This window comes from Hymenobacter psoromatis, from assembly GCA_001596155.1.
GTDB lineage: Bacteria > Bacteroidota > Bacteroidia > Cytophagales > Hymenobacteraceae > Hymenobacter.
On the sequence record CP014771.1, the window covers coordinates 3,055,740 to 3,068,405 of the forward strand.

10 protein-coding genes are annotated in these 12,666 nt (G+C 57.4%); 6 read left to right on the forward strand and 4 right to left on the reverse strand.

What is annotated here, in order from left to right:
* Window positions 1-140: 140 nt before the first annotated feature.
* Window positions 141-617: a hypothetical protein gene (locus tag A0257_12900; protein ID AMR27896.1), complete on the forward strand. Its 477-nt coding sequence runs from the start codon at window positions 141-143 to the stop codon at window positions 615-617.
* Window positions 618-750: 133 nt separating this feature from the next.
* On the opposite strand, the gene A0257_12905 is transcribed toward A0257_12900, so the two are convergent.
* On the reverse strand, window positions 751-1,056 hold the full coding sequence (locus A0257_12905) for a hypothetical protein (protein ID AMR27897.1): 306 nt from the start codon (window positions 1,054-1,056) through the stop codon (window positions 751-753).
* Between the two features lie 338 nt (window positions 1,057-1,394).
* Here A0257_12905 and A0257_12910 point away from each other — a divergent pair, with 338 nt between their 5' ends.
* Window positions 1,395-2,135 (forward strand): hypothetical protein, encoded by a 741-nt coding sequence (locus A0257_12910; protein ID AMR27898.1) that lies wholly within the window; start codon window positions 1,395-1,397, stop codon window positions 2,133-2,135.
* A gap of 444 nt (window positions 2,136-2,579) precedes the next feature.
* Window positions 2,580-3,257 (forward strand): hypothetical protein, encoded by a 678-nt coding sequence (locus A0257_12915; protein ID AMR27899.1) that lies wholly within the window; start codon window positions 2,580-2,582, stop codon window positions 3,255-3,257.
* On the opposite strand, the gene A0257_12920 is transcribed toward A0257_12915, so the two are convergent.
* A complete protein-coding gene (locus A0257_12920) occupies window positions 3,254-6,142 on the reverse strand; it encodes a DNA polymerase I (GenBank protein ID AMR27900.1) in 2,889 nt (962 codons plus the stop codon). The genes A0257_12915 and A0257_12920 overlap by 4 nt on opposite strands.
* Before the next feature lie 537 nt (window positions 6,143-6,679).
* On the opposite strand from A0257_12920, the gene A0257_12925 reads away from it, so the two are divergent.
* On the forward strand, window positions 6,680-7,615 hold the full coding sequence (locus A0257_12925; protein ID AMR27901.1) for a hypothetical protein: 936 nt from the start codon (window positions 6,680-6,682) through the stop codon (window positions 7,613-7,615).
* An 11-nt stretch (window positions 7,616-7,626) separates the two neighbouring features.
* Here A0257_12925 and A0257_12930 read toward each other — a convergent pair whose 3' ends face one another.
* On the reverse strand, window positions 7,627-8,391 hold the full coding sequence (locus tag A0257_12930; protein AMR29753.1) for a TIGR00730 family Rossman fold protein: 765 nt from the start codon (window positions 8,389-8,391) through the stop codon (window positions 7,627-7,629).
* A 261-nt stretch (window positions 8,392-8,652) separates the two neighbouring features.
* Window positions 8,653-9,918 carry an ABC transporter gene (locus A0257_12935; GenBank protein ID AMR27902.1) on the reverse strand — a complete coding sequence of 422 codons (1,266 nt, stop codon included), beginning with the start codon at window positions 9,916-9,918 and terminating at the stop codon, window positions 8,653-8,655.
* Between the two features lie 298 nt (window positions 9,919-10,216).
* Between A0257_12935 and A0257_12940 the strand changes: the two genes are divergently transcribed.
* Both A0257_12940 and A0257_12945 read left to right on the forward strand, forming a co-directional pair.
* The gene (locus tag A0257_12940; protein ID AMR27903.1) at window positions 10,217-11,266 is read left to right on the forward strand and encodes an S-adenosylmethionine:tRNA ribosyltransferase-isomerase; all 1,050 of its coding nucleotides are present in this window, start codon (window positions 10,217-10,219) and stop codon (window positions 11,264-11,266) included.
* Between the two features lie 176 nt (window positions 11,267-11,442).
* Window positions 11,443-12,144 (forward strand): 2-C-methyl-D-erythritol 4-phosphate cytidylyltransferase, encoded by a 702-nt coding sequence (locus A0257_12945; protein AMR29754.1) that lies wholly within the window; start codon window positions 11,443-11,445, stop codon window positions 12,142-12,144.
* Window positions 12,145-12,666: the final 522 nt, after the last annotated feature.

Consider the following 12,666-nt stretch of genomic DNA (forward strand, 5'->3'; position numbering starts at 1 on the left):
GGTGGTTTTTCCCTTGGTGTACACGAGCTGCATCCCCGGCACCTGGTGGTGGTGCATGAGGGCGGTGAGGGTGGCGGCGTGCTGGGCGTGGGCTGATAGGGTTGATAGAATAGACTTGTTCCCAAATAGTATTTTTGGGAATGCTTGACGTGAACACGATAACTGATGACCGCCAGATGCGGGCCTTGACGGGGCTGGACCTGGCGACGTTTTGCGACTTAGCCGAGCCGTTTTCGGTCGGCTGCCAACAAGAAGCGGACGCCCGCTTTACCGACCAGCGCCCGCGCAAACGCAAAGCGGGCGGCGGACGTAAAGGCGTGCTGGTCAGTTCGCAGCAGAAATTATTGTTCATTCTCTACTACCTCAAAACGTACCCGACCTTTGACGTACTGGCCGCCACGTTTGGCCTGCCCCGCTCCAAAGCCTGCGAACACGCCCATCGCCTGGCCAAGGCCCTGGAACGCACTCTACGTACGCAAGGGGTGCTGCCGGCCCGCGCCATCGACTCGCTGGCCCAGATGCAGCAGGTCTTCGCCGACGTACCCGTGCTACTGCTCGATGCCACCGAACGCCCCCAGCACCGGCCGCGGGCCGTGGTGGACCGGGCGGCCGATTAGTCGGGTAAAAAAAAGGCTGACGCGTAAAAACACGCTTATCGCCGACTCCAGTCGCTACATTCACTACCTGGGTCCAACGACCTGCGGGTCTGTTCATGACTATCAACTGCTTAAAAACGAATTCGATACCAACCTAGGGTTGCTGGACCTGTTCGAGTTGCTGGCCGATTTGGGCTACCTGGGCTTGGTCACTGACTACGACCTGCCGCCGCAAAGCCTGCCCCACCGCAAGCCGCGCCGCAGTAAAAAGCGCCCCGACGCAGCCCTGAGCGACGCGCAACGGGCCGAAAACGCGGCCCACGCTCGCCGCCGCGTCAAGGTCGAACACGCCATCAGCGGAGCCAAACGATTGGGTTGCGTAGCGCAGACCTGCCGCAACAAGTCCAATGCCTTCAATGACCGGCTCTTGGCCGTGGCATGTGGCATCTGGAATTGGCATCTCAGGAAACGAAAAGAATCTATTTAGGAACAAGTCTAATAATTAGTAGGAGTAGAAAGAGCCTTTTCATAGGCTAAAACTACGGCCCGCTGTCTTCTGCACTACTCTGACACGCTAAGGCAGTTAACCAGTTGATTGACCAATTAACGAACCGCAAATAGCTAAATTATAAGTATATGGCCTAACCAAGTTGGTTAACTCCATTCTATTTATTTAAGTTTCGACCCTACCTTTGGACCGGAACTACCGCAATAACCAGCGTCTGTAACAAATTTTGCGGTAATTATCTTCATCAGTTCGCAGTTTTGCCAGTATTACCCGTTTCCAACTCGGCAGCTATGGAGTTCTCACATCACTTCTTGCGTGAAGCCCTATGTGTCTTTAGGTTTGAAGTTTCTCCAGAGCAATCTGAACCAGCTGTGGAGTACTTCCACCGCTTTTACGTTCAGCTTAAAGAGGATGGTTTTGTCCCGCACCAAAAGCAGCCTTATGAGTTGACAATCAAAATTGGCGATGGTAACGACCCTCATGCCATCCGGCCCGAATTAAATATCGGCCACCATTCCTTGGTATTGCAGAACGAAGCCACCGGCTACGCCATTATTATTGGGGTGGGTCTGATTTCATTCAACTGTCTGAAACCCTACCCTGGCTGGCAGGTGTTCCTACGGGAGCATGTTACCCGCTACTTTCCTGTTTATAATGCCTTGGGCATTCAGCAGAAACTTCAGGCCGCGCAGATGGCTTACATCAACGATTTTTCGCTTGCCGCTGATGAAGCTGCTCCAGAATATCTAGCTCATTTGCCTCAGCTTACCGGGGTAGCAGGCGCTCGGGAAGCCGGTCACGTTTCTCAGGACCAATTCAAAGTGCCTCCGGCTACTACCGTAGCCATCCAGACGCAAGTAACAGTTAGCCAACCCGGCACAGCTACCCGCGTAGTATTAGAATGCAACGCCACTACGCAAGCCGAATCCGCCGCCTTCGACGCGCTGACGCTGGTCAATACCGCTCATACGGCCGCGCGTGCCGCTTTTATGAGCGTCGCCACGCAGAAGTTCAAAGACAGCATTGCATAAATTCTATGTTCTTCTTTCCACCCACCGAACTACCTCTCACCGCTTCCCCCGTCGTGAGCAGCTTGTATAAGAGCCGCAACGAAGAACTAGCGGTAGCTGGTCCCGGTCCTCAGTGGCTAGGTGATAAGTTGCGCGACTGCCCGACTGGCTCCTGCTATATTGAGATGGATAGCCTGCCTTATCTATCAGTACGCCGTGCCCCGCAGGCGGTAGTTGAACCCATTGCCGTATCTCATGCTTTGGCTGAAATATTCCAACTCACGGCCGATAGTCCTGTAGTGGCTGGTGTAGCCACTACATTGTTCGTTGGTTCTCGGCCGCTCACGGGCATTGAATACGATGTACTGAGCGAGTTAGCCGATGAATTAGCATTAGCGCGCACCCAGTCTTCCGTAGCTGGTATGCGCTAGCTTTTCTTCATTACGTCGTTGAGATAGGCATCCTATGGCATTTGAGGCAACGGAAATAGCTCGGCTTTTTCCGGCTTTTCTGACTGATACCGAGAAGGAGCGCATTACGCAGGGATTAAATCAATTTGACAATCCACTAGCTACTTCTCCCCGGCTTTATACCGATTTTTACATGCCCCAGGGACTGGGGTATTTATTGCAAGGCGACTTACTGCCTTCGGTGCGCTTACCCGTCTGGCAAGCCAAGGAAGGCATATTTACCAAAGGTTACTCTAACGCGCTGTTAATTGCGAATACGTGCGATGTAGATGTTACTGGTAACGTGCGGAACATTTCCAAAGAGGTTGGTTTTGTACAGTTGATTCCTTTCGACTTATATCGGGAGCAACTCACGTATCGTCTTGCGCAGGAATTCTCTCAACAAACCGTCCAAAGCAAGATGCGCAGTCTGGAAAGTGAATTGCGTAACCAGCTAATTACTAATGTATTTTATTTACCGGCCGTGCCGGGTGGCCTTTCCGAGCAAGTAGCCTTGCTCGACCGGCCATTCTGGTTTCCTGCTTCCGAGTTGAAGCAAGTAGGCGAGGCCCTTCGTACTGACCGACTGGCTTCGCTTAGTATTTGGGGCTATTACTTGTTCATCCTGAAGTTGTCTTACCACCTATGCCGCTTACCGGAAGAGCGCGACTATAGGGGGCAACCCAGTGCCTAATGCGCCTTCAGCCAGTTATCCCCTACCCCCACCTCCACTTCCAGCGGCACGCCGCGGGGTAGCAGTAGCGCCTGGGTCATCAGCTCGCGGATTTTGGGCGTAATAAATTCCACTTCCTCCTGCACGGCATCGAACACGAGTTCGTCGTGGACTTGCAGTATCATCTTGGTGCCCAGGCGCTCCTGTTCCAGCCAGGCGTGGATGTTTATCATCGCCTTTTTGATGATGTCGGCGGCCGTGCCCTGGATGGGGGCGTTGATGGCGTTGCGCTCGGTATAGCCGCGCAGGGTGGCGTTGCGCGAGTTGATGTCGCGCAAGTAGCGGCGGCGCTTGAGCAGGGTTTCGGCGTATTCCAGCTCGCGGGCGCGGTTGATGCTGTCGTCCATGAACTGCTTCACGCTCGGGAATTCCTGGAAATAGGTGTCAATAATATCCGTGGCCTCCTTGCGGCTGATGCCGATGCGCTGCGCCAGGCCAAAGGCCGAGATGCCGTAGATGATACCGAAGTTCACGGTCTTGGCCTTGCGGCGCATCTCGCCATCTACTTCATTAATAGGCACGTGAAAAACCTTGCTGGCGGTGCTGGCGTGCACGTCCTGGCCCAGCCGGAAGGCTTCAATCATGGTTTTATCACCCGAAAAATCGGCCATGATGCGCAGCTCCACCTGCGAGTAGTCGGCAGCTAATAGCAGATGGCCGGCATCCCTGGGCACGAAGGCTTTGCGGATTTCGCGGCCCTTCTCGGTGCGGATGGGGATGTTTTGCAGGTTCGGGTTGGTGCTGGATAAGCGCCCGGTGGCCGTCACGGCCTGGTTGAAGCTGGTGTGCACGCGGCCATCCACGGGGCTCACGAGTTGGGGTAGGGCCTCCACGTAGGTGCTGCGCAGCTTGCTGAGCTGGCGGTATTCCAGGATGAGGCCCGCGATGGGATTGTCGGCCGCGAGCTGGCTCAGGATTTCCTCGCCGGTGGCGTACTGGCCGGTTTTGGTTTTCTTGATTTTGCCCCGGCCGATGTCCATTTTATCGAACAGCACCTCGCCGAGCTGCTTGGGCGAGCCGATGTTGAACTCCTGCCCGGCCTCCTTATAAATCTGCGTTTCCAGCTCCTGTACGTAGCCTTGCAGCTCAGCCGAGTACTCGGTCATGGCCGCCGAGTCAATCTTCACGCCGGCAAATTCCACAGCGGCCAGCACCGGCACCAGCGGGTTTTCTACCTCGTTCAGCAATTCCAGCAAGCCCAAATCCTTGAGCATCGGCTCGAAGACGTGGCGCAGCTGCAAGGTCACATCGGCATCTTCGCAGGCGTAGTCGCTGACGGCGGCAGGGTCGAGGTCGGCCATCGTTTTCTGGTTCTTGCCCTTGGGGCCGATGAGGTCCGTGATGGGCACTGGCGAGTAGTGCAGGTAGGTTTCAGCCAGCACGTCCATGTTGTGGCGCATGTCGGGCTCGATGAGGTAGTGGGCCAGCATCGTGTCGAAGAACGGCCCGTTCACCCGCACCCGGTAGTTCTTGAGCATCAGCAAATCATACTTAATGTTCTGCCCGATTTTCAGAATCCCGCTCTCGAAAAATGGACAGAATTCCTCTATCAGTGCCTGGGCGGTGTCGTTCTGCGGCACGGGCACGTAGTACGCCTCGCCCGCGAGCCAGCTGAAACTCAGCCCCACCAGCCGCGCCGTCATAGTGTTCAGGCCGGTAGTTTCGGTGTCGAAGCTCACTTCCATCTGCTGCAACAGGAACGCCAGCAGCGACTTGCGCAATTCCGGCGTATTTACCAGGTGGTACTGGTGCGGCACGTCGGCCAGCGTTTTGGTCGTGCCGTGGTACTCCGCGCCCGCCTCGCCGGGTAGGAACTCGCCGTTTTCGGCCGCGATGATGACGCCCGCGCTACCCTCACCAAACAACGAGCCCTGGCCCGCCGGGGCCGCTACTTTCGGCCGCCGCGCCCCGCGCCCCACCGGCCCGGCCGGCGGGCGGCTACCCCCCGCCACGGCGTCGGTGCCCAGCACCCGCACGGCCAATTGCCGGAATTCCAACTCCTCGAACAGCGCCCGCAGGCGCGGGGCATCGGGTGCTTCCAGCAGGAGCTTATCCGGCTCAAAATCAATCGGCACGTTGACGTGAATCGTCGCCAGCTCCTTACTCAAAAGGCCTTGCTCGGCGAAGTTGCGCACGTTTTCCTGCTGCTTACCCTTGAGTTCGTCCACATTAGCAATCAGGTTTTCGACCGAGCCGTACTTCTGAATTAGCGTCTTGGCCGTCTTCTCGCCGATGCCCGGAATGCCGGGAATGTTGTCGCTCGCGTCGCCCTGCAAGCCCAGAATATCAATGACTTGCTCCACGCGCTCAATCTCGAAGCGGGCCAGCACGTGCGCCACGTCGAGCACCTCGGCGGCGTTGCCCATGAAGGCTGGCTTGTAGATTTTGATGTTTTCCGTCACCAACTGGCAATAGTCCTTGTCGGGTGTCATCATAAACACCTCGAAACCAGCTGCCTCCGCCCGCTGCGCCAGCGTGCCGATTACGTCGTCGGCCTCAAAGCCGGCTTGCAGCAGAATCGGGATGCGGAATGCATCCACCACCTGCTTGATATAAGGAATGGCAATGCCGATATCCTCGGGCATGGCCTGGCGGTTGGCCTTGTAGTTCTCATCCTTCTCGTGCCGGAAGGTCTTGCCGGCGTCGAAGCACACGCCGATGTGGGTGGGTTTTTCCTTGAGCAGCACCTCCACCAGCGTGTTCGTGAAGCCCAGCACGGCCCCGGTGTTCATTCCCTTCGAGTTGATGCGCGGGTTCTTGGCAAAGGCGAAGTGCGAGCGGTAAATCAGGGCAAAAGCGTCGAGCAGAAACAGCTTTTTGGCGGGCGCGGCGGTGGGTTCAGACATGGTAGGGCAAAGTACGGGCAGTTTCCCCTAAGCGCCGCCCTGACCCATTAGTTCGGCGCAGCCTGCCCGGCGTCGCTCAATGATAACCGACTTACGCCATAAGGCTGAAAACAGCGGGGTAGGGTGCGCGGCGCGCGCGGGTTTCCGGCAACGCCGGGAGGTGGTCACGAAGCGGCAGCAGCATATAATGGCTGAGAATTATTATAATCGCTTCTTGACTGAGCTTACTGCCGAGACTGATTGCGTTAAGGCAGGCGCTGCCGCAAAGTACTCGCTCCCTGACTTTTGGCAAGAGCGCCGGTCCACCCTATTTAGGGCTCCACAGACAAGACGAGAAACAACTGATTTATCGCTTGTTAGCATGAGTTTTAATATCTTATTTATATATTATAATAGTTGGAAGTGATATTGGGCGAAAAAAGCTGGTGACGATTAGGTAAGCCGCGACTTTTACAGGCTCTAAAAGCCCTGTTTTTCTCTAAATTATGCTATTCACCCTCGTATGAAAAACGCTATTCTACCTTTACTCTGCTGGCTTTGGCGCTGCCAGCCGTGCCCGCGCTGGCCCAGGTTCCGGAAACTACCAGCCAGACTACTCGCATAGCGGCGTTGGGCGGCACCGTGCATACCGAGCAGGGCGCACCGCTGGCGGGGGCCACACTGGTGGCGCTGCACCTGCCGTCGGGCATCCGGCGCACCATTATCACCAACCAGCAGGGCTTCCTGAACCTGACCGGCGAGGTGGACTACCGCGACCGCACCACCACTAAAAACTACCAGCGCGACCTGAACTCATGGCCGGTATTCAGCAGCAACCAAGTCTCGGAAGACTCGTTTCTGCTGGCCAACCGCAAGACATATAAGGACTACCGTCAGTACAACGGCGACGCCCGCATCCTGAACGTGCGGGCGGTGTTCAACGCCGGCCTGCCGCTTTCCAAGCGGGTACGGCTGTACTCGTTTGGCACCTACAACTACCGGCGCGGGCAGGCCGTGGCCCCCTGGGTGCTGCCCAGCACCAATCTCCTCGACCTCACCACCAAGCCCGGTTTCAGCCTGGGCTACCAGCCAAACATCAATACCCATTTGCAGGACACCTCGGGCGTGCTGGGGGCTATGGTGAAGCTCGGCGACTGGAACCTGGACCTGAGCCAGAGCTTCGGCACGGACTACCTGCGCCACGACGGCAGCAACACCGTGAATCCCACGCTGAGCGCTAGCTCGCCTACTACGTTCAAAGACGGCGGCCTGCGCTTCAACCAGGCCATCAGCAATGCCACGGTCAGCCGGCTGTTCAGGCCAAGAAATAGAAGCGTTGCAAGCTGTGAGTCAATATTTTACGAAGAAGAAACGGTTAGACTGAGCTTGTCGGATAGAGCTCACGCAAACCGTTTGGCATGGCAACAGTTTCAGGAAATAACCCGCAAACAAAGAAGCCGGACGTTTCCGTCCGGCTTCTTTGTTTGTAAGTAGGGGGGTAGGGCCTAGAAATTTGGCGACAATGAGTACTTGTGGTAAAAATCATCGATGATTTTTACCGCCTCGCTGGCGTCGTCCACGATTTGCACGAGGTCCAGGTCTTCGGCCGAGATGTTGTGCTCGTCGCCCAGCATCACGTTTTTAATCCACTCAAAGAGGCCGCCCCAGTAGGCCACGCCCACCAGCACGATGGGGAAGCGCCCGATTTTCTTGGTCTGAATCAGGGTCAGCGCCTCAAACAGTTCATCGATGGTGCCGAAGCCGCCGGGCATGCCCACGAAAGCCTGCGCATACTTCACAAACATCACTTTGCGCACAAAAAAGTAATCGAAGTTGATGCACTTATCCTGGTCGATGTAGATGTTGTGGGTCTGCTCGAAGGGCAGCTCAATGTTGAGGCCCACCGACTTGCCGCCCTCGGCGCGGGCACCCTTGTTGCCGGCTTCCATGATGCCGGGGCCGCCGCCCGTGATGACGCCGTAGCCGTGGCGCACCAGCTTGGAAGCCAGCTCCTCGGCTTGTTGGTAGTAGGGGTTGTCGGGCTTGGTGCGGGCCGAGCCGAAGATGCTGACGCAAGGGCCGATTTTGGACATCTTCTCGAAGCCCTCCACAAACTCGGCCATCACCTTGAAAATCTGCCAGCTATCGGCAATTTTAATCTCGTTCCAGTCTTTGTCAACGAAGGCTTTGCGGATGCGCTGCTCGTCGGGGTCCTGGCCGGTTTTGGCCACGCCGCCGGTTTGCTGGCGCAGCTCCGTGATGCTGGTCAGCTTGTTATCGTTCACGTTGGGCTGCACGATGGTCTTGCCGGAGCCTGCGTTCAGGTTATCGTCGGAAGACTTGGTCTTGCTGGTTTTTTTGAGTTTGGACATATCTAGCCAGGGTGGGGAAAAAACGAAACCGCCCCGGCTCCAAAAAGCGGGGCGGCCAAAAGTAGGGGCGCGAAGATAGGGAAAATTGGTGCTTGGTGCTTGGGTGTTTAGGAAGTTTTGAACAACCCAAGCACTACGCACCAACACCCAAGCACCAATTCACTTGGCCCTTATCGCGATAACGGGGTCCAGATTGGCCGCCATCACCGCCGGAATGATGCCGGCCAGAATGCCGATGCCCACCGATACCAGCAGGCCCAGCGAAATATTGCCCGCGCTCAGCGTCAGGGTCAGCGAATCTTGTGGGATAAGGGTGATGAGCCAGACCAGAAAAATGCCCGCCGCCCCGCCTAGCAGGCACAAAAACACGGCCTCAAACAGAAACTGGAACAGGATAAAGTAATTTTTAGCCCCCAGCGACTTCTGAATTCCGATGATGTTGGTGCGCTCGCGCACCGACACAAACATGATATTGGCAATGCCGAAGCCACCCACCAACATGGCGAAAGAGCCGATGATGCCGCCGGCTATCCCGATGACGCTGAAGAGCTTGCCAATCATATCGGCCAGCATTTCGGGGCGGTTCAGGGCAAAGTTGTCTTCCTCGCGGGGCTTGAGGCCGCGGATAATGCGCATGTCGCCCTGCATCTCGGCTTCGAGGTTGAGCAGGCCGGGGTCGTCGTCGCGGCCCTTCACACCGAGCTGCGGCGAGGGGCCGCTCATGCCCGTGCTGCTCATGGCAAAGATACTGGCGAAGGAACCGAAAGGAATCAGGCAGTTAGCGTCGTTGCTGGGCGTGCCGAGCAGGTTTTTGCCTTCCTTTTTCATTACCCCAATGACCGTAAAGTAACGGCCCTGGGTCTTGAACTGGCGGCCCACCGGCTCGCCCTGGGGGTAGAGATTTTCGGCAATGGTGGCCCCGATGATGGCCACCGGCCTACCCCCATCCATTTCCTGCACCGTGAAGTAGCGGCCCTGCTCGATGGGCACGCTGGAGATGGCGCGGTAGTCGTAGCTTACGCCTTGCAAGGTGCAGTCGCTCACCGAGTTGACGCCCGCCTTGAGCGTGTTGCCGCCCTTGGGCACGAAGATGGCGACGCCCTTTTGGCTGTTGGCGGGCAGCATGCGCTGGAGCTGCCTAAACTCGCGCAGCGTGGGCACGGGGCGGTTGAAATACTTCCACCAGGGGCGGTCGGAGTCGAAGACCCAGGGCCACTTGCCCACGTACACTACCTTGTCGCCCAGGAAGTTCATGCTGCTGCGCACGTTGCTTTCGAGCGAATCGACTACCATAAAAACGGCGATAATCGAAAAGATGCCCACCGTGACGCCCAGCAGCGACAGAATGGTGCGGAGCAGGTTGGCCCGCAGCGCCTGCCAGGCAAAGGCAAAGCTCTCGAGAACCAGGCGAATAGTAAGAAACATAATGAGTTACCTGTGCGGTAAGCTTCAGCTTACCGGATAATGTGCGGTAAGCTTCAGCTGGCACCGCAGGGCCGGATAATGTAGAGTAAGCTTTAGCCTGCTGCCGAAAGAATACAACAAGCGAACGCCCCCACTTCGTCATTAATACTACGAAGGTGGTGGAAAATTACCAGTCCTTCACCTGGCCCTGCGGTGCCAGCTAAAGCTTACCGCACATAAAAGCACACCCTCAAAAAAAACGCGTACCTTTGCCCCCCGAATTTTCGGTAACTTCCCCCTAGTACTGCCCATCATGGCGATGAAACTGCATGAGTTCAAGTTCGAACTCCCCGAAGAGCTGATTGCCAGTCACCCTGCCCGCCACCGCGACGAATCGCGCCTGATGGTGGTAAACCGCGCCACCGGCCAGTTTGAACACAAGATGTTCAAGGACGTGCTGGATTATTTTGTGGAGGGCGACGTCTTCGTTTTCAACGATACCAAAGTATTTCCGGCCCGCATGTACGGCCAAAAAGAGCGCACCGGCGCTCAGATTGAGGTTTTTCTGCTGCGTGAGCTCAACAAGGAAGGCCGTCTGTGGGACGTGCTCGTGGACCCGGCCCGCAAAATCCGGGTGGGCAACAAGCTTTATTTTGGCGAGTCGGATATCGTGGCCGAGGTAATTGACAACACCACTTCGCGCGGGCGCACCATCAAGTTTTTGTTTGATGGCACCGACGAGGAGTTCCGCAAGGCGCTGCACGAGCTGGGCGAAACGCCCGTGCCGAAAGACGTGCTGAAGCGCGAAACCGAGCCTGCCGATAAGGAGCGCTACCAGACCATTTTTGCCGAAAACATCGGGGCCGTGGCCGCGCCGAGCGCCGGCCTGCACTTCTCGCGCGAGGTGATGAAGCGCATGGAAATCAAGGGGGTAGAGAAAGCCTACATCACGCTGCACGTGGGCCTGGGCACCTACCGCAACGTGGACGTGGAGGACCTCACCAAGCACAAGATGGACTCGGAGCAGTTCTTCGTGAATGCCGAAGCCGTGCAGGTCGTCAACAAGGCGATGGACACCAAAAAGCAGATTTGCGCCATTGGTACCACCACCATGCGGGCCCTCGACGCCTCGGTGTCGGCCAACAGCCGCATCAAGGTGACCTCGGGCTGGAACGACAAGTTTATCTACCCGCCCTACGATTTCAAAATCGCTAACTCGCTGCTAACTAACTTCCACCTGCCCGAAAGCACGCTGGTGATGATGGCCTCGGCCTTCGCCGGCTACAAGCTGCTGATGGAAGCCTACCAGGAAGCCATCAAGGAAAAGTACCGCTTCTTCGCCTATGGCGACGCGATGCTGATTCTATAAGACACCTAGGCAAAGCTGTAAAACGTCTGTCATTGCGAGCGTAACGAAGTGGAGCGCGGCAATCTTTCCTTGTCGTCCATGTCATTGGATTACTAACCCTAGCGGGAAGGAAAGATTGCCGCGCTTCATCTCTGCTTGATGCGCAGAGTGTTACGCTCGCCATGACAGACGATTTTATGCTTCCTTCTACGAGCCCTACCCCCCCCCGCTACGCCATTGTGGTGGCCGGGGGCAGCGGGCTGCGCATGGGTGCCGACCGGCCCAAGCAGTTTCTGCTGCTGCGGGGCGAGCCGGTGCTGCTGCACACGCTGCGACGCTTTGCCGGGCCGGCGCTGGGCGTGGCGCAGCTGGTGGTAGTGCTGCCGTTTGACCAGCTTGCTTACTGGCAGCAACTCCTTGAGGAATACCACGTTGTTATTCCGCACCAGCTAGTGGCGGGCGGCGCGACGCGCTGGGCATCGGTGAAGGCGGGGCTGGCTGCCCTACCCCCCGATGCGCCGGCGGGCGCGCTGGTGGCGGTGCACGATGGCGTGCGCCCGCTCATCACGCCGGCCGTGATTGAGGCTGCTTACCAGGCGGCGGCTATTCACGGGGCGGTGGCCGTGGCAGTGCCGCCCAAAGACTCGGTGCGGCTGCTGGGCGCGGCTGGCTCGTCGCCGCTCGACCGCCGCCGCCTGCGCCTCATGCAAACGCCCCAAACCTTCGACCTGGCGCTGCTGCGCCGCGCCTACCGCCTGCCCGAGCTGCCCACTTTCACCGACGACGCCAGCGTGGTCGATGACCTGCACCCCGTGCAGCTGGTGGAGGGCGACTACCGCAATCTGAAAATCACCACGCCCGAGGATTTGCTGCTGGCTGAGGCCCTGCTGGCCCCCTGATTGGCGCGGATTTCAACTTCGTTGCTCTTCGGTTGTGAATGGCTTAGCCAACTCCCTACCCCTGCGTTTAATGGTAAGGCTGTTACAGTGGAAGTTCCGCGCAATTCGGTCAAAAGGTGCTGCGAACCTGCGCGAGCTTTGCGCGAAATGCCAGTTGCCGGCGGGGGCGTAAGTTCTCACCTGTTGTTCTTGGCCCACCACCCCGGCGGGCTACCCCCGCCGCGAAGCCCGGACATAACGCCCCGCTGGGGCTGGCTGTTAACCATTTTGCGTGAGTCCTATGTAGTAAGACAAAAGTAATAAGCAGCAGGATTGAGCTTATCTTATTGATTGCCAGTTTTCTAAGCCCTGATTACTTGTTACTGGCTATTTACTACCTGCTGTTACGCACTCCCTTGTTCGAGATGGCAACGGGGAGTAGCGCGAACTTGGTAGTTCGCGTCCCCGCGCCGTTGCAATGGCTTTAACGGCGCGGGGACGCGAACTACAAAGTTCGCGCTACTCCCCGCTACGTAACAGCAG